Annotated in this window: 16 protein-coding genes; 5 read left to right on the top strand and 11 right to left on the bottom strand. The window is 41.0% G+C overall.

Features of this window, described 5'->3' with window-relative positions; translation table 11 throughout:
• Positions 1-155: 155 nt before the first annotated feature.
• The 3 genes from NST24_RS01645 to NST24_RS01635 form a co-directional block, all read right to left on the bottom strand.
• The gene (locus NST24_RS01645) at positions 156-347 is read right to left on the bottom strand and encodes a hypothetical protein (protein WP_234799375.1); all 192 of its coding nucleotides are present in this window, start codon (positions 345-347) and stop codon (positions 156-158) included.
• Between the two features lie 99 nt (positions 348-446).
• Positions 447-1628: an ABC transporter permease gene (locus NST24_RS01640; protein ID WP_342462215.1), complete on the bottom strand. Its 1182-nt coding sequence runs from the start codon at positions 1626-1628 to the stop codon at positions 447-449.
• Positions 1628-2368, bottom strand: a complete 741-nt coding sequence (locus NST24_RS01635) for an ATP-binding cassette domain-containing protein (protein WP_007498365.1) — start codon at positions 2366-2368, stop codon at positions 1628-1630. The genes NST24_RS01640 and NST24_RS01635 overlap by 1 nt, the downstream gene beginning before the upstream one ends.
• Before the next feature lie 160 nt (positions 2369-2528).
• On the opposite strand from NST24_RS01635, the gene NST24_RS01630 reads away from it, so the two are divergent.
• Positions 2529-3230, top strand: coding sequence for a LytTR family DNA-binding domain-containing protein (locus NST24_RS01630; protein ID WP_342462214.1), 702 nt, complete (start codon positions 2529-2531; stop codon positions 3228-3230).
• Positions 3231-3241: 11 nt separating this feature from the next.
• Positions 3242-4207: a GHKL domain-containing protein gene (locus tag NST24_RS01625; protein ID WP_342462213.1), complete on the top strand. Its 966-nt coding sequence runs from the start codon at positions 3242-3244 to the stop codon at positions 4205-4207.
• A gap of 36 nt (positions 4208-4243) precedes the next feature.
• On the opposite strand, the gene NST24_RS01620 is transcribed toward NST24_RS01625, so the two are convergent.
• Positions 4244-5173 (bottom strand): aldo/keto reductase, encoded by a 930-nt coding sequence (locus tag NST24_RS01620; protein ID WP_007498377.1) that lies wholly within the window; start codon positions 5171-5173, stop codon positions 4244-4246.
• 498 nt (positions 5174-5671) lie between these two features.
• Between NST24_RS01620 and NST24_RS01615 the strand changes: the two genes are divergently transcribed.
• Complete coding sequence (locus NST24_RS01615) at positions 5672-6712, top strand: DUF4352 domain-containing protein (protein WP_135010205.1); 1041 nt, start codon at positions 5672-5674, stop codon at positions 6710-6712.
• Between the two features lie 48 nt (positions 6713-6760).
• On the opposite strand, the gene NST24_RS01610 is transcribed toward NST24_RS01615, so the two are convergent.
• From NST24_RS01610 to NST24_RS01600, 3 genes are all read right to left on the bottom strand, one after another.
• Complete coding sequence (locus NST24_RS01610; protein WP_024719014.1) at positions 6761-7852, bottom strand: SEC-C metal-binding domain-containing protein; 1092 nt, start codon at positions 7850-7852, stop codon at positions 6761-6763.
• 193 nt (positions 7853-8045) lie between these two features.
• Positions 8046-8984 carry a response regulator gene (locus NST24_RS01605; protein ID WP_041508188.1) on the bottom strand — a complete coding sequence of 313 codons (939 nt, stop codon included), beginning with the start codon at positions 8982-8984 and terminating at the stop codon, positions 8046-8048.
• Positions 8985-8988: 4 nt separating this feature from the next.
• Positions 8989-10275: a sensor histidine kinase gene (locus NST24_RS01600; RefSeq protein WP_277519298.1), complete on the bottom strand. Its 1287-nt coding sequence runs from the start codon at positions 10273-10275 to the stop codon at positions 8989-8991.
• Between the two features lie 517 nt (positions 10276-10792).
• On the opposite strand from NST24_RS01600, the gene NST24_RS01595 reads away from it, so the two are divergent.
• A complete protein-coding gene (locus NST24_RS01595; protein WP_008342152.1) occupies positions 10793-11773 on the top strand; it encodes a glutaminase in 981 nt (326 codons plus the stop codon).
• A gap of 33 nt (positions 11774-11806) precedes the next feature.
• Complete coding sequence (locus NST24_RS01590; protein ID WP_017358609.1) at positions 11807-13234, top strand: alanine/glycine:cation symporter family protein; 1428 nt, start codon at positions 11807-11809, stop codon at positions 13232-13234.
• 39 nt (positions 13235-13273) lie between these two features.
• Here the strand turns inward: NST24_RS01590 and NST24_RS01585 are convergent, their stop codons facing one another.
• The 4 genes from NST24_RS01585 to NST24_RS01570 all read right to left on the bottom strand — a co-directional run bounded on the left by NST24_RS01585 (position 13274) and on the right by NST24_RS01570 (position 17672).
• On the bottom strand, positions 13274-14134 hold the full coding sequence (locus NST24_RS01585; RefSeq protein WP_017358610.1) for an alpha/beta hydrolase: 861 nt from the start codon (positions 14132-14134) through the stop codon (positions 13274-13276).
• Between the two features lie 113 nt (positions 14135-14247).
• Complete coding sequence (locus tag NST24_RS01580; RefSeq protein WP_008342155.1) at positions 14248-14613, bottom strand: VOC family protein; 366 nt, start codon at positions 14611-14613, stop codon at positions 14248-14250.
• A gap of 100 nt (positions 14614-14713) precedes the next feature.
• Positions 14714-16096, bottom strand: coding sequence for an amino acid permease (locus tag NST24_RS01575; RefSeq protein ID WP_017358611.1), 1383 nt, complete (start codon positions 16094-16096; stop codon positions 14714-14716).
• 67 nt (positions 16097-16163) lie between these two features.
• Positions 16164-17672: an AMP-binding protein gene (locus NST24_RS01570; protein ID WP_056703083.1), complete on the bottom strand. Its 1509-nt coding sequence runs from the start codon at positions 17670-17672 to the stop codon at positions 16164-16166.
• Between the last annotated feature and the right edge of the window lie 220 nt (positions 17673-17892).

Here is a 17892-nt window from a genome sequence, read left to right as displayed (position 1 = left end):
ATTGTGAGATCTAGTTTTTTTTCTAGTTTTTTATGGGTGAGAACGAAAATGATTAGTAGAAAAGCGATGAAACAGGTGATCCCATAACTGAAAGCTGCGGGCAATTTTCGCACCTCCTTATTGTAAGGCGTATACTGACAAAAGGATACAATATACTATGAAGATGAATTCCCCTTTTCAGCATCATATCCTTTTATGATGTCAATCGGATCAACTGCATCATCTTCTTGTATGTATTCCTCTACATAAGGAGTGATTAATTTCTCGAACCTTTGCTCATCGCCTTCATAGTCAGATTGGAATAAATGTGCAACAGAACCTAAAGCTCTATCAATTGCATTTCTCAATTCTATCAGCCCTTTTTTATCACTCACTTAAACATACAAAACAAAAAACTTGTAGAAAAAATCTACAAGTTCTTCATTTCTATCAATGAAATGTTCTTTCTATTTCGCAAGCATCCATTTCTCTTTCATAAACAAATTTCTCACGATGACAAACAAGATCATCACTGTCAGCGCCGAAGAGCCGAGCGTCAGGGCAATTGACATTGGGTCAACGATGCCAAACATCAATTGCTTACATAGTGCATGAATATTAAGGAATGGGATCGCAAAGTAATACGTATCTAGCTGCGTAGCGCCTGCTCTCATGGTGAAAAACATCGGAATCACACCTAGTGTAATGATCATGGACATGTACGATTGTGCTTCTTTCACTGAGCTTGAAACGACACTGAGCAGCAGTTCAATCATTGATACCATGAATGAGAAAATAATTAATGCCGCTAACATAACGCCGATGATGCTCCACACTTGATCTCCGAAGTTCAGCGCTTGTTTCAGTTTTTCAGTAAAGAGCAATGTAGAGAGCAGCAGCATGCCAATCGCCACAATGCCACTTAATATACCAAACATAGAAACAGCTAGCCATTTTCCAATTAAAAGCTGAAGTCTGCTGGCCGGTGTCAGGAATAAAGCTTCAATTGACTTTCTATCCTTTTCACCTGCTACGATATCAAGCGCAGCTGGCAAAGCACCTGAGATCACGGACGTCACTAAAATCATTGGAAGGAGAATCGACAGCAGCATGGTGGTCACCCCGTTTTCTCCATCCCCGTCCTCTCCTTCTTGCACATCAACTGATTGCACCTCAAACGGATGAATCACTGACGATTTGATCTGATCCTGTGCTAAACGCTTTTCTACGACTTGATTTTGATATTGTTCAAGCAATGATTGCAGCATTTGAACCGCAATCACGGAATCATCATCTGTTGGATACCCATGGACTTTAATGGCAAACGATGTTTGATGCTGAAGCATGTCGCCTGCATCTTTTGGCATTTCTAGATAAGCATTTGCCTCACCGTCTTTAACGGCTTGCTGCGGGTCATCAAATGTTTCAAGTTTCAGGTTTTTCACTTCTTTGATCATGTCATTCATATCGGACGGAAGCTTTTCATTGATTGCGACTGTATACGTTTTATCGCCTGGATCAGCGATCATGCTTTCGTAGAAAAACACGAGTCCGAGCATCGTCAAAAGAGGGATCAACACTGTTAAGAGCAACGTTTTCCTGTCTCTGAGCGAATCTGTCATTTCTTTTAAAAAGACGGTTTTCCACATTATGCATTCCCCCTTGCGAGCTTCGACATAAAGATGTAATTCAAGTCTTCACTTTGTTCCTGTGCATATAATTCTGGAAGCGTTCCTTTGTACACGAGCTCCCCTTGATGAATCATCATGACACTGTCACAAAGCAGGCTGACTTCTTCCATGATGTGGCTTGAAAATAGAATCGTTTTATTTTGCTGTTTCAACTGATGAATAAACTCTCTGAAAATATTACTCGATGTGATATCTAAACCTGTTGTCGGTTCGTCAAACAAAATAATGTCAGGGTCATGAATCAATGTTCTGGCAATCGCCACCTTTTGCTTCATCCCTCTTGAAAATCCTTTTACCTTGCGATCCATGTACTGCCTCATCCCGAATCGCTTTGCTAAATCCTCAATTCTTGCTTTGATCTCATGCTGATCCAAGCCATATAATTTCCCAAAGTATTCAAGGTTTTCACGAGCCGTCAAACGGTCATAAAGTCCCGTCTCACCGCCAAACAAGACACCAATTCGCTTTTTCACTTCAGTTGCTTCTTTGACTGTATCAAAGCCTGCAACATTGACTGTTCCATGAGTAGGCTCCAATAATGTCGCAACGGCGCGTAATAATGTGGTTTTCCCCGCACCATTTTCTCCTAAGATGCCGACGACTTCTCCTTCCTTCACGGAGAACGTCATATGTTTCATCGCCTTTACGACTTTTTTCTTATCTGTAAACCAGCAACTACAATCGCTGAGAGTAATCATTTGGTTCGCCCCTTTCGACTATCTACGTCTATGATAGAAAAAATACCGCCTGTCTGACATAAAAATGTCGTGAAACGTCCTTTTTCTGTCTTGAAATGATCCATTTTAAAAAACAAATGGTAAAATAGACAAATAATAAGAAGAGTCATAGGTGATTTTTATGATAAAAGTAGGTCTTGTCGATGATTACCGAGTGGATTTAGAAAAGCTGCATGCCATTGTCGGCAGAATGGATGCCGTTGACATCGTTTTTGTGACGCAGTCAGCGGAGGATGCATATGATAAGGTCAAACAGGGCGACATTGATCTATTGTTTGCAGACATTGAGATGCCTGGCATGTCAGGCTATGAATTAGCAGATCTTATTCACTCTCATGCACTGAATGTGGATGTTGTATTTGTGACGGGAAACAGTGGGTATGCTGTCCATGCCTTTGATTTGAATGTCCATGATTATATTATGAAGCCTTATCAAGCTGATCGAATCGCCAAATCCTTAGAGCGCTACATGTCCACCAAGCAGGAGAAAAGCATTCACGGACGGCTTCTCATCAAGCAGCAATCAGATATCCATGTACTGCAAAAAAAGGATGTCATCTTTGTTGAACGTACTGGCAGGTCGACGACCATTGTCACAACAACAGGAGATATTCAAACATACCAAACTCTCAACGAGTTAAAAGGTGATTTAGCTGAGAAAGACTTTATCCGCTCCCACCGCTCGTTTATCATCAATATTCATTACATTAAGAACTTTTCGGCGTATGCCAAAAATTCATTTATCGTGTCTTTTGAAGGGACTGATAAAAAAGCCATGATGACGAAGCAGCAATTAGAATACTTTAAGAAATACTACTTTTAAGGAGAACGAACGTGAACGCTTTCTATCTTGGATTTCGCATATATACGCTCATCTGGCTCGGTCTTGCAGTTCAAGCTGCTGCTAAAGCTGTTCTGCCTTTGTCATCAAGCATGGTGTGGCTTCTGACCTTTTGCATCATGTGCCTTTACACCTTTTTCATTTACAAAAGGTTTTGGCTAGGTATGAGTGGTTACGTGATATTAGGCGCTTTTGTGCTCATTACCTGTTCAGGCATTTCACTTTTTCTCACGCACGGAAATGGACTAAGCCATCTTTTAACTGTCATCATCATTTTGACAGCCGATCTCCTTTCCTTCAAGATGATGCAAACGGAGCAACGATTAAATGGACGGCTTCAAGAGCTGATTCATGCTGAGTCGAGGACCAATGACTTGCTGCTTGAGCTGCGAAGTAAACATCATGAAACAGCTAGACATTTAAATGCCTTTTCCGCATCGAATGACGAGCATGAGATCAAAGATTTGATTCAGCAATACGTGAAACATTTCCCTTGGATCAAAGGGGAAAATGCTTATTTGGCTTCCACCCTTCATTCCTTTTTCCAGCGGGCTGAAAAAGAGGACATTGCCCTTTCACTAGATCTTCAAGCACCCTTTTCTTCTCTTCCTTTTTCTAAGGCGGATCAGGTGAGTTTTACTGGCAACCTGCTTGATAACGCATTAGACGCCGCTATTGAAGCGAAGCAAGCTGGGAACGAGGGAAGCATCTCGATCACGACTTCCATCCGGAGCGGGCTCTTTTTGATTCATTGTGAAAACAGTACTAAGGGCATGGAAAAACACGTATTAGATCATCTGTTCAAGACGTTTGGCTGCTCGACAAAAGGCGGTGATCATCAAGGTATGGGTACTTATATCATTCATCAGCTTGTTGAAAAGGCAGACGGCACGCTTGATTTTACGTATCGTTCTCCAAACCTGAGGCTCGTGATCAAGATTCCTCTCACAATGGTATAAAAAAATAAGGTGCTACTTGGCACCTTATTTTTTATATTATGAAAAGATCTGATCGATTTCGTTGATTTCTTCTTTTGTTAATTGAACATCATTTGTTTTCAAGTTTTGTAAGACTTGCTCGGCTCGTTTTGCACCAGGAATAATGGCATCAATGCCATCCTGCGCCAACAGCCACGCCAGCGCTACATGGGCTGTTTCGGCATGTTTTGATTGCGCAATGGCCTTCAGTTTGTCTACTTTTTCGAGGTTTTGAAGGAAAGCATCTCCTTGGAAAAGCGGGTCCTTTGCTCGAATATCATCAAATGTCGCATCCTTTGTAAACTTCCCAGTCAACAGGCCTGACGCCAATGGAAAATAAGGGATAAAGGAAATCCCATGCTCCACGCAGTATGGGAGAAGGTCTTGCTCGGCCTGACGTTTCAGCAGAGAATACTCTGATTGAAGCACGTCTAGGTATCCATCTCGATTAAAGGTTTGAAGCTGTTCAAAATCAAGGTTTGATGCCCCAATTGCCCGGATTTTCCCCTCATCCTTCAATTCCTTTAAAGTACCTGCCACTTCATCCAGCGGCGTGCGGCCGTCTGGGAAATGCATATAGTACAAATCAATATAATCGGTTTGGAGCCTCTTCAGGCTGTCTTCGACCTGCTGTCTTAAGAAATCACGGCTATTGTCCAGTTCAATTTGCCCGTTTACCTCTTTATGAGCCCCTTTTGTCGCAAGAACAAGTTCGTCTCTGCCGCCTCTTTTGGCAATGATCTCGCCAATCAATTCTTCTGAACGGCCCAGCCCATAAATAAAAGCAGAATCTAAGAAATTGACACCATGATCAAGAGCAGTTTCTACTAGCTCCCGCCCTGCATCTTCACTCAGATTCGGGAATAAATTATGGCCACCTACTGCATTTGTTCCAAGCCCTATCGGATTCACCTGTAAATCAGTTCGTCCAAGCGTTACTTTTTTCAAAAGCTCATCTCCCTTATCTGCTTAATCATCCTTATTTTCCCATGAATCATTTTCAACATTCAAGTATTCTGCTCTCTGAAAATCAATCTGGAGGTGGACGCTTTGAAAGAAACAGATTCGTATGATGAAGATATACTTAAACGAAAAGCTTTGCGATGTGAATATTAACACATCTTTTGAAATGAAAACTACCTCCATTTCAAGATTTTTATACACAAAACATTTAAAACTCATGATAAATGGATAAATTAATTCTTATTAACTAGTATATTTTACTTATTAAATTCCGTTTTTTATAGGTATTTGTGTAAAAATCTATCAAAGATAGGGAATACAACCTATTCCTCATCACGAATGAAATTCGATAGAATGAATAGTGCAAATCGTCATTAGGAGATTTTCCCCTTTAACACCCGAATATACCATTCTATCTGTTTCTTTTTTCTCAGTCAGATAGCGGGAAGAAAATGACGAAAGAAAAGCAAAGGAGCATCAACTGTGAATCTTAAAAAAATAAGTGCACTCCTCATGATTTCATTCGTGATGATCATCTCTGCAGCCTGCCAGAGCTCAGCAAAATCAACAAAGGCTGACCAAAAATCAACAAAAACAGCAGAGGTAAAAGTGAATAGCTACGAATATACGTTACCAGAAGACTCAACAACTACCTTGCGAGACAATGAATTGGTGTTAAAAGTCAACCTGACGATCACCAACAAAGGTGACAAAGCCCTTTCACTATACAACTCTGATTTCACCCTTTATCAGGACGATGCCAAAGTCTCTGATTTAAAATTCTACGGCAGTAAAGACCGCCTTGATCTTGGGTCATTGAACAAAGGGAAATCACTATCAGGAGCGCTTTATTTCCTAGTAGATAAAGGCAAAAAATATCAGTTCGTGTACCAAGATAGCATCAAGAAAAACAGCGATTCGATCGAAATGGAACTAGATGGCGAAAAGATACTGGATTCAGCGAAAAAGCTAGATAACCCAGCAAAAGCACTATCTGCTTATACAGATATCATTGTTTTTGACAAAAAGAATGATCAATTCTCAGAATTAACAGGTGACAATCAATCAGATGTCGTTAATAAATATCACGAAATGTTTGTGAAAGACTTTAAGAGAAGTGCAGGCATATATGGAAACGAAGTCAGTGACCGCGATATTTTATCCATGTACAAACGCATGCAAAATACAATGAAGGATAAAGCGAAAGTGGAAACAAGTGTGAAAACCATCTCAGATGACGAAGCGAAGGTTGTCGCTCAAGTAACCGGTATTGATGCTTCTAACTTAAAAGACAAACTAGACAAACAAAGAGATGAGTTTTACAACGGCAAAATCCGTTCGAAAGAAGAATTGTATAAGAAAAGCTTGAATATGTACGCATCTGAGTTTGAAAAGCTTCCTCCAGTCTCAAGCCCTGCTGAGTATGAAGTGAAAATGAAACGTAACGGAGATGGTCAGTGGAAAATTGACCTCAATGATTATAATACAGAGCAATACATGAGTGGTTTTATTAAAACAAGATGATGAAAAAAAGACGCTGGCTCCTTGAAAGGTGCCGCGTCTTTTTTCATGCTATGATACAGTCGTCTCTTGCTCTTCTTTGACCGCTTTTTCAATGTCTTTAAATCGGCTCGATACAGTGGACGCACTAATGCCATACTTTTTAGCAACTTGTGCTTGAGAAAGCGGGGCATCGCTTGCAAGTGAATGAATATAATATTCGATTCCAGCAGCAAATGACGCCGCTTTACGGATCACAGGTGCTTTCTGATCACAGTAAGCTTTCCAAACTGTTAAAGCGCCATCTGTCAGGCTTTGGTCACCGTGCTCTTTCATCCCGTCTTCAATCAGCTTGGCTGTTTCCAGCTGAACGTCACTAGCCCAGTCCATCCGATCTGCTGATAGTCCTACTGTACTTCCTTCTGTTTGAGCAGGCGCTTCTGTTTCTTCAACTTCTTGCTTCGCAAACATACACTTCAGCACTTCAGGGAAGGCTTCTCTCATAAATGTACTACGTGCTCCTCCGTTTGCCTCATGTGCTTCAACGAGCTGGCGAACCTGAAGAAGAAGCGTATCAGTAAACTCTTTCGCGAACATCGTATATTGAATGAAAAACTCTGCTTTTTCTTCAAACTGAACAGGGAAACCTAGAACAAGACTACCTTTCTCTGGCAGCACGGTTTGATCCGGCTTCACATCAACTTCAACCTTCTCAGCTGTCACCATATTCTCAAAGTAAAGAGACTCGTCCGTTTTTTCATTTAATAAAAGCAAAGATGGCTCCATGTCTGTCCAAGATTCAACCACTTGTCTTGTTTTAGGACGGGTAATATCTTCTGCTTTTTTTGTCAGGAATTCTTGGAAGATAGTCTCTTTCTTATCTGTTAATGGGCGGAAGAAAATGCCCCATACACTCAAATGAAAGACTGAGATTTGTTGCGTTTCTTTATCCATATCTGCTAGGAAAGAAAACTCATTAATGAATTGATTGATCGCTCTCTGATGCTTAGAGAACGCATAATTCATTAAATCCTTTTGAACTTGTACAGCTTCCTTAAACACAAGCTCAGACGTTTGTTCTCCGCCTGACTTTTGACCACAGCAATGTTTATATTTTTTTCCGCTTCCGCATGGGCAGAGCGCATTTCGTTTAATTTTTCCCAAAATAAAACCTCCGACATTCTAGTCTAACCTCACTATTTTAACAAACGATTGCACAGGAGAGTTTTATTTTCAAGAAAAAAGAAAAATCAGAATGATCAGATAAATAACAAAGACGTCTAAAAGAGCAAGGCGGCTCATAGTCAAAAGCACTCTGTATCTGTTTATTTTCTCCAATCATTCCAATAGATTTCCCTCAGCTCATCCCTTCGAATAGCTGCTTTGCTTCAAAATAAAAGATTTGCACAAACTTTTTCGTATTGACTCTGCCTGTTGACCCTGCAGATGAAGAAGTCTTCTGCATTTCTTTCATCCTTTGGCTGACATCAGTGAAATCAAAAAACTTCGACGCATAGTGCTCAAATTTAGGATTTGAAAAATCTGTGAGCCCAAGTGATGCGAAATGATTTAAGGAATGATGGATGGCTCGTCTAATTCGCTGCTCTGCTGCTTTCACTTCCCGCATCACTTCCACATCCACCGCACCACGACCAAGCTTTCGTTCCGCCGTTTTGATAAATAGCTGCTTTAATGGCGGAAAATTCACCTCATGAGAATTGGCTGTCTGCGTTTCATGTAAGTAGATCAATATCTCTAGTAAATCCTTAGAGCCACTCTCTCCGACAATTCCTAATTCAGATAGGAGGAATTCCCCTGCCTCTTTCATCGTTCTTCGCTTTGATCCAGTACCTGTCTCATGAGAAATCACTGGCTCTAATGGCAGCACATGCCGAAGAGAAGCTTGAATATCGTAAATTGATTTTTCGAGCTTGATCCGCTCCATGACCTTTCGAATGACACTGACAATCTCAATTCGATTGACGGGTTTATGAATATAATATTCAATTCCAAGTTCATAGGCTTCTGCCATCATCTCTTTTGCTTCTACTTGAGATATCATGATGACCTTTCCTTTGAATTCAGGGTGAATATGACGTATGGTTTGAATGCCGTCTCTAGCTGGCATTAAAAGATCAATCAGAAGGATGTCTACTTTTTTCAGGTTCAATGAATGCGCTTCTAATCCAATGCCGTCATCAGCTTCATCCACGACCTCTCCTAGATCCTCATCCTCAATGATCTGACCTAAAATCGAGCGTATTGCACGATCATCATCTGCAATGAAAAATCGCATACACTCACCCTCTCTGTATTAAATTTTTTATCGGAAGAACAAGCTGAAAAGCTGTTCCTTTCGTTTCTTTCTGCTCAATCTGGATTTGACCGTCCAGCTCTTGAACCAGCTCTCTCACATAGGATAAGCCAATCCCAGTTGACGGTGTTCCATATGCATCAAATTTTGAGGTATATCCAGGATCAAATACAATCTCTCTCAATTTCTCAGGGATACCCGGTCCATCATCCTCGACCCGAATCTCTATTTTATCATGACTCCCTTTTAATACGAGTGAGATGGCTCCATCATCCTTGATTGCTTCAACTGCATTTGCCATTAAATTATTAATCAGCGATAAGAAAATGAAAACATGATACTCATGCAAGTGAATGCCTTTTATATTAGATGTAAAGGAAATGTTCTTCCCGAGAGATAGCGCATATTTCTCTTGAATGCGAATCACGATTTGAACAAGATCCTCTGCCCTCATATAATCTTGCATGTTTTCCTTTGAAATCAGCTTTGAAAGCCCAGCGTAAATACGCTGATTGTCCTTTTTAACTTCATGTATTTCCCCTGCAAGCTTCAGCAGCTCCTGACTCACTTTCTTTCCTGCCTCATGTTCATTCAGCAGACGATAGAGCCGATAGGATTCTTGCGTTATGTGCTCTGTATGATTTAACGTTTTCTTTAAATGAACTGTTTCCTCATATAAATTTGAAATGACCATCATCATATGCTCATTTTGCTTCATGATTTGTTTCTCTCTTGATTGTGCCTCATACAGCCTCATCATATTAAAAAAGCTGATGACCACGAAGCTGTGAGCAAATGCAATGAGGATCATATCACTCAGCTTTGAGAAAGTCATGGTTGTATCAAACACTAAAAATTGTACAAACAGCTCAACAAAATCAGCCAGCAGTTCAATCATCAGTCCGATCAGCCCAATAAAAATGGAACGCTGCTTGAAACGGCCTGTACGGACAACAAAGAAAAGAAAAGCATAAGTAAAGTAAAAAAAGAAGCTCGGAAACTGCTGATAAAATGACAGAGCCAGATCAGCTTTTTGCTGAATAAGATCTAAACCTACCCGAAATAGGACAATGGCTGCGCCTGTTAAAAACCCTGGCAGCAATGGTCTTGATTTTCTTAAAAGTAATAAGCAAAAGAAAAACGCAGGTGCCCCAAAACTAATACGAAATGTTTCATTCACAGGATAAAACTTCAGCTCTCCCGCAAGCGGCACAATGACGATCATAAAAATCAAAATAAATGCGTCTTTTTTGACAAGCTGGTTTAAACTCAAATGACTGACATCCCTTCCCCTGTTTACATAGCCACAGTATACAAGGAGACTCTTTGCTTCACAATGAGCAAAAAAATTATTTTCACGGCTACTTCTCTCTTCAAAATCATTTTTTATGACTATTCTCCGAGAAGGCATGGTGACCTTTCAGCTATTCTACGATTTGGAGATTGTCTACAATAATAGGAATTGTTTAGACAATTACATGCAGACTGATTTTTATTTATAAGTTTTTCTGTAGATTTTCGTCAGATTGTGTAGTTTCCAAGATAAATTGAATGAACAATTTTAGTGAAACTATATGTAAGCGTTTTCTGAATTTTCACTAAAAACCCTTTTTGTTGTTTCGCCGCCAAAGCCTTCATTTGAACATATATTTAGGTGTAAAGGAGTGGTACAAGCAGCGCATGACAAGTTCTTTGAAGATGTGTAACATGTTTTCGTGCCTATTTGATCGCATTTTTTGTCATCCGCCAATTCAATAGGGTACTTTTTGATTTTTGATTGGAGGAATCGTATGAAAACAGCAATTTCTAATAATACACAACACGCATGCCAGTCTTCTGTTGATCAATGGGCAGAAGAAATACGTCCGTATTACAAAAACGGGCAGAACGCTGGCTACATTCCAGCACTCGGAAAAGTAAATTCCTCTCAACTTGGTATCAGCGTGATAGGCCCAGATGGATCATCTGTACGTTATGGTGATTGGGACGTTCCCTTTACCCTGCAAAGTATCTCAAAAGTCATCAGCTTTATAGCTGCCTGTTTAGGAAGAGGCGTTCCGTACGTCTTGGATCGGGTAGATGTAGAGCCAACTGGTGATGCATTTAATTCCATCTACCGCCTTGAGATGCATAAACCAGGGAAGCCCTTTAATCCAATGATTAATGCTGGAGCTATTACCGTATCCTCCATCCTTCCTGGAAAGACTTCTACAGAAAAGCTAGCATATATTTTCGATTTAATCGAAAACTTAATAGGGAAGCGTCCTTCTGTTAATGAAGAGGTTTATCAATCAGAATGGGCAACTGCACACCGCAACCGGGCACTTGCTTATTATTTAAAAGAAACCAATTACTTAGAATCAGATGTCGAGGACACGTTAGAAGTGTATTTAAAGCAATGTTCCATTGAGGTCACAACAGAGGACATCGCCTTGATTGGACTGATTATTTCAAGTGATGGCTACCATCCCTTTAAACAAGTCCAAGTCATCCCAAAAGATATCGCAAGACTAACAAAGGCATTGATGCTGACATGCGGCATGTACAATGCGTCTGGTAATTTTGCCGCTTTCGTAGGCGTTCCAGCCAAAAGTGGTGTGTCTGGAGGAATCATGGCTTGCGTTCCGCCAAGCGCAAGAAGAGAATTCCCATTTCAGACAGGCTGCGGTATCGGCATTTATGGTCCTGCCATTGACGATTGTGGAAATAGTATTACCGGTGTCATGATGCTGAAGAAACTCGCCAAAGAGTGGGATCTCAGTATTTTTTAAAAAGAACAGTGATGAATTCGAAGAGGTGATGTTATGAACGAAAAAGCTTTGCTATCTTATTTAACAACTACAAATGATTTTATTTGGACTTATCTAATCATTGCTCTGTTACTTGGAGTAGGGGTCTACTTCACATATAGATCACGCTTCTTGCAAGTCAGAATGCTCAAAGAAATGCTGCGTGTTCTAAAAGAAGGAAGAAAAGAAAAAGAGGGGATCTCACCGTTCCAAGCTTTTGCCATCAGTATGGCAGCACGTGTAGGAACAGGGAATATCACAGGGATTGCCATCGCTATTGCGATCGGTGGACCTGGCGCAATCTTCTGGATGTGGATCGTCGCAATTATCGGTTCTGCTTCAAGCTTTGTTGAAAGTACACTAGCTCAGGTGTATAAAGTAAAAGATAAAACAGGATTCCGCGGTGGACCTGCTTATTACATGGAAAAAGGGTTAAATAAGCGCTGGATGGGGATTTTATTTGCCATCCTGATCACGATCTCTTTTGGGATTGTCTTTAACGCAGTGCAATCAAATACAATCACCGTCGCTTTTAAAAACTCTTTTGGCCTAGATCGTTTAACTGTCGGAATCGTTATGGCTGTTATTTTTGCGTTCATTATCTTCAAAGGGATCAAAGCGATTGCAAAAGCATCTGAATATATTGTCGTTTTTCTTGCCGTTGCTTACATCGGGATTGCTTTCTTTGTCATTATCACAAATATCACTGAACTACCAGGTGTCATCAGTACGATTGTGAAACACGCTTTCGGATTTGAACAGTTTGCCGGCGGTACATTAGGTGGAGCATTGTTACAAGGGATTAAACGCGGTCTCTTCTCAAACGAAGCCGGTATGGGTAGTGCCCCTAACGCAGCAGCAACTGCTGTCACGAGCCACCCAGTCAAACAAGGGTTAATCCAAGCATTTGGTGTGTTAACAGATACGTTAATTATTTGTACAAGTACAGCCTTTCTCGTCTTGTTCTCTGATGCGTATAAAACAACCAATCTGGAAGGAATTGAGCTAACTCAGGCTTCATTAAGCCAGCACATTGGACCTTGGGCTTCTGGATTCCTAGCCATTATGATTTTCTTATTCGCTTTTAGTACGTTAATCGGTAACTATTACTATGGTGAAACGAACATTGAGTTCTTGGGAGCGAATAAAATTTGGCTCAACATCTATCGTGTTGCTGTCATTGGCATGGTTCTATTCGGAGCTGTTGCCACTGTTCCTCTCGTTTGGGGTCTAGCTGACTTATTCATGGGTCTCATGGTCATCGTCAACCTCATTGCCATTACCATGTTGTCCAAAGTCGCCTTTGCAGCACTGAAGGATTACATGCGACAGAAAAAAGAAGGCAAAGATCCTGTTTTCTATAAAAATGCCGTTCCAAACAATGAAGAGATTGAATGCTGGGACGACGAACCTGTTTCCTTGAAAAAGAATCAAATCGGATAAAACAAATAAGCTCTGGTCATATGATCAGAGCTTTTTCCTTTATGCTAAAAATTCGAGAATGAGCTTATTCACGACATCTGGTTTTTCATGATTGATCCAATGAGTCGCATCATCGACAAAAATCAGTTGTCCATTTGGGCAAATCTTGATCGTTTCTTTTGCGAGCTTTCTGCTTAGAAATTTGTCCTCCATTCCCCAGATCATGCGGACAGGAACGAGAATTCGTTTGGAAATCGGTTTTTCAAAGCCGCCTTTTTTAATCGCTCGATACCAATTCAACATGGACGTAATGGCTCCAGGCTGCGTCCATGCCAGCTTATAGCTTGAGACATCTTCCTTCGTGAACAAATGAGGTCTAGCAGACAGTCCAATGGCTTCATCCAGTCTTTGAAAGTGATTTTCTTGAAGGGCTGCCTCTGGTACATTTGGAAGCTGAAAGAACGCGATATAAGAGCTCTTCTTCCACTGCGGCGGATAAAACGGAAGGACCTTCATCATCACACGAGGATGCGGCATGTTGACGATGATTAATTTCTCTACATATTGAGAACGGGTTGAAGCAAGGTGCCAAGCAACCGCTCCGCCCCAATCATGTCCGCCGACAATAGCCTTTTGATTTGGGCTCAGCGCCTTAATTAATCCCACGATATCATCTCTTAATTTGTCTAAGACGTATGATTCGACTCCTTCTGGTTTGTCACTCAGATGGTATCCCCTTTGATCAGGAACAACGACACGATACCCTGCCTCAGCCAGGGGGCGGATTTGATTTTTCCAACCATACCAAAACTCAGGAAATCCATGCAGCAGAACCAGCAGTGGGCCATCTTCAGGACCAGCCATTGCCGTATGGAGTTTTATGCCGTTTGTTTGAATATATTGAAACTCAACTTGATCCATTCCTTTTCCACCCTTTCCCCATGTCTTATCATTCTTCCAACATAGCATATTTTCCATTTTTCAGAAAATAAAAACACTCACAAAAAAACCTTCACAAGGGTGAAGGTCTTTATTTATTTCATATAATTCAGCACCCATATCAGACCATTCTTCCGATCTTGTACTTGTCCATGAAGTGCGCCAAAAAACGTATCCTGTAATTCCACAAGGACATCTCCGTCAGCTTCAAGCGCCTCGTATACAGCCTTTAACTCTTCCTCATTGTCAAACTGCATGATCAATCGAAGATTCTCCGGTTTTGGTGTGCGGCCAAATGTATCTGAAAAGTGGAGCAGTGATTCTCCAAGGTGCAGCTCAGCATGCAATACACGGTCTTGATGTTCATTTAAGATACGAATATCTCCGCCAAAAATTCCTTGATAATATTGAAGAGATTCTTTGACGTCTTCTACAACAATATATGGACTAACGCTGATCATTTCCCTCATCCTCCTCTTGTTCCGTTCATTATCTCTTATATAGCTTATCCCAAATCGTATGAAAAAAGGCACAAATCGTCAATGGATTTGCACCTTTTTCTCAAGCAGATTTCGCTAATTCACTGTGTTTGTTAGAATATGCTGCGTACATGACGACACCGATCATCAGCCAAACCCCGAAGTACAGCCATGTCCGGCCTGGTAAATTGAGCATCAGAAACACACAACAGCCCATCGAGATAATTGGCAAAACCGGTACAAACGGAACCCGGAATCCCCTTTCCAGCTGTTTATGTGTCTTTCTCAAAATGAGTACGGATAAACTCACCATCGCAAACGTTAATAATGCACCGATATTGGCTAGGTTGGACAGATCCTTCAAATCAATAAACCCTGAAATAACAGCTGTCATCCCGCCAATCACCCATATACTTGCAACAGGTGTATCACTTTTGTTTGTTTTAGAAAACACTTTAGGCAAGAGCCCGTCCCGCCCCATCGCAAAAGCAATTCGAGTTGCCGCATAATTATTGGCGAAAATCACAGCCATCAATCCAATCACAGCACCGACAGAAATAATACCAGCCACGCTATGTTGATGGACACTTTGCAATACATAAGACATCGCCTCTGTCACATTCAACTTCGTATAGTGCACCATGCCTGTCATGACCAAACAAACGACAATATAAATGATCGTACAAATGAGCAATGAACCAATAATGCCAATTGGCAGGTTCCGCTGTGGATTTTTCACCTCTTCTGCAGAAGCCGAAATGGCATCGAATCCTAAAAAGGCAAAAAACACAGCAGCGGCTCCAGCAATAATCCCTTCCGTACCAAACGGCATGAACGGCTGCCAATTGGCTGGCTCTACATAAAAACCACCTACTACAATGAAAAGAACAATAATGCCAAGTTTCACAAACACCATGATATTATTGAATTTTTTACTTTCTTTCGTTCCTCTAGATAGGATCCACGCAATGAGTAAAGCAATGATAATTGCTGGCAAATTCATATATCCGCCTTGTTCTGGACCAGCTAAAAATTGATGTGGAATTGAGATTCCAAACCCCTCCAGCAGGCTGTTAAAATAACTCGACCAGCCACTCGCTACAGCTGAAGCAGTCAGCATATAAACAGATAATAACGTCCATCCCATGAGATGACCTACGAGTTCACCCATTGTGGTATATGAATAAATGTACGCACTGCCGAACACAGGCAGCGCGGAAGCCATTTCTGCATAACAAAGTGCTGCTAAACTGCACACAATCGCTGCGATCGCAAAGGAGAAAATAACAGCCGGTCCTGCATCTTTAGCTGCTGTAATTCCGGTTAACACCATGACCCCCGTCCCAATCACAGCCCCTATGCCAAGGAGCGTGAGATCGAGCCCGCCCAGTGTTTTCTTTACCTTTTGCTGTCTGCTCTGTTCTAACAAATCGTGAATGTGTTTCTTACGAAGTATATGTCGCAAACCCTTTCCCTCCAAAACGTTAGAAAAACAAAAAAATCATTCAAATTTCATTATAGCAGAATAGGTCCTACGCATTCACAACCAATTCACGTAAATCTTTCTTCATGATTTTACCAAGTTTATTTTTTGGCAGATCCTGCGTGAAATGAATAGATGGCACTTTGTAATCTGCTAAACGTTCCTTACAGTAATTCAACACATCTTCTTCGCAGAAATCGACAGATTCGTCTTTTACGATATACGCACTTGGTACTTCACCATATAAGTCATCTGGTACCCCAATGACAGCAGATTCAATTACACCTGGAATTTGATCAATGACCTCTTCCACTTGGTCAGGATAAATATTATCCCCACCGTATAGAATCACATCTTTGTATCTCCCCGTGATGTAAAGAAAACCGTCTTCATCCAGATAGCCTGCATCCCCCATATGGAACCAGCCATCTTTGAGCACTTTCTCTGTCGCTTCAGGTTGATGATAGTAGCCTAAGAAATAAAATGGGCTTCTCATGACGACCTCACCAATTTCTCCAGCTGGGAGCGCCTCCTCTGTCTCAGGATGCACGATTTTGACTTCTACATCCGGATCCACTTTACCAGCAGAGCCCATCTTATCCTCGCCCATCGCTGGATGCCACGCACTCACAACCCACGCTTCCGTACTTCCATAGCCATGCATCATCTGAATGCCTACTTCTTTGTAATCTTTAATTAAGCGTACCGGTACCTTCGTACCACCAGAAATCGCAATTTCAAAAGATGAGAGATCGTACGAACCGCGCTTCATTTCTTCTAGCATGTACGTATAAGCTGATGGGAAAGCCATCATAAACGTAATTCTTTCTTTCTCAATCGTTTCTAAAATGCGTTTCGGTGTTGCATCATGTAAGAAGACTAACGTATACCCTTCAATTGCAGCTGCAATCAAGTGATTAATAGAACTCATATGATACAGCGGATGACTTGCCAAGTACCGTTTTCCTTTCAGATCAAATCCTCGATTCCCACGTCGTGTTAAAAATTGATAGATTCGTCCATGTCCGACCATACAGCCTTTTGGATTGCCTGTTGTACCTGAGGTGAATAAAATCATGGCCAAATCTTCTTCTGATACCTCTTCAGCAAGATCACTTCCATCATTAGACGCCAATATGTCTTCAAACAGCTGTGTTGTTTTCGCATTGACACCAGATTCCACCATGAGACAATCTTCTAAAGACACATTCACTGCCGCAATGATGTCACGGAATTCACGGTCAAAAAATAAAGCCTTTGGCTCTGCTTTTTTCAAGATACCTTCTAGCTCAAAAGAGGTAAGCTGCCAGCTAAGCGGTACGGCGACTGCACCTGCTTTAATGGCTGCCAGCATAATCGTAGAAAAGTGATGATGGTTTTGACAAATAAAGCACACCCGGTCACCTTTTCGAATTCCTTTACGGTGTAAGTAATGTGCCAGCTGATCAATGCGTTTTGCATATTCTTCAAATGTATAAGACACACCTCCGCCAGTTACCGCTTCAATTTGTGAAGAGCGTTCCATTCTGTCGTTTAGTAATGCCTGTAAAGTATTCAATATCTTCATCTCCAAACGTTTGATGTCCAATAGCCAATTTCCAGAGAATTGGATTGGCAGATTTTATCTCATTCACATTCTAAAATAAAAAGAGGTGAAAGTAAAATCATTTCATTTTGGAATTGTTCCTTTTATTAATTGATAATATAGGTAATTTTATAGCCGTCTTCCATTTTGGTTTAAATGATGATGCTTATTATGATAAGATAGACCTAGTAAT

Source organism: Bacillus sp. FSL R5-0286 (genome assembly GCF_038593245.1).
In the GTDB taxonomy this organism is placed as follows: Bacteria; Bacillota; Bacilli; order Bacillales; family Bacillaceae; genus Bacillus; species Bacillus altitudinis.
This window is presented reverse-complemented; position numbering and strand designations above follow the sequence as displayed.

What these genes read in the sequence shown, in the direction of transcription:
- NST24_RS01640 (WP_342462215.1), bottom strand. Translation starts at nt 1,628, where the DNA reads ATGTGGAAAACCGTCTTTTTAAAAGAAATGACAGATTCGCTCAGAGAC.
- NST24_RS01635 (WP_007498365.1), bottom strand. Translation starts at nt 2,368, where the DNA reads ATGATTACTCTCAGCGATTGTAGTTGCTGGTTTACAGATAAGAAAAAA.
- NST24_RS01630 (WP_342462214.1), top strand. Translation starts at nt 2,529, where the DNA reads ATGATAAAAGTAGGTCTTGTCGATGATTACCGAGTGGATTTAGAAAAG.
- NST24_RS01605 (WP_041508188.1), bottom strand. Translation starts at nt 8,984, where the DNA reads ATGCGATTTTTCATTGCAGATGATGATCGTGCAATACGCTCGATTTTA.
- NST24_RS01595 (WP_008342152.1), top strand. Translation starts at nt 10,793, where the DNA reads ATGAAAACAGCAATTTCTAATAATACACAACACGCATGCCAGTCTTCT.
- NST24_RS01590 (WP_017358609.1), top strand. Translation starts at nt 11,807, where the DNA reads ATGAACGAAAAAGCTTTGCTATCTTATTTAACAACTACAAATGATTTT.
- NST24_RS01585 (WP_017358610.1), bottom strand. Translation starts at nt 14,134, where the DNA reads ATGGATCAAGTTGAGTTTCAATATATTCAAACAAACGGCATAAAACTC.
- NST24_RS01580 (WP_008342155.1), bottom strand. Translation starts at nt 14,613, where the DNA reads ATGATCAGCGTTAGTCCATATATTGTTGTAGAAGACGTCAAAGAATCT.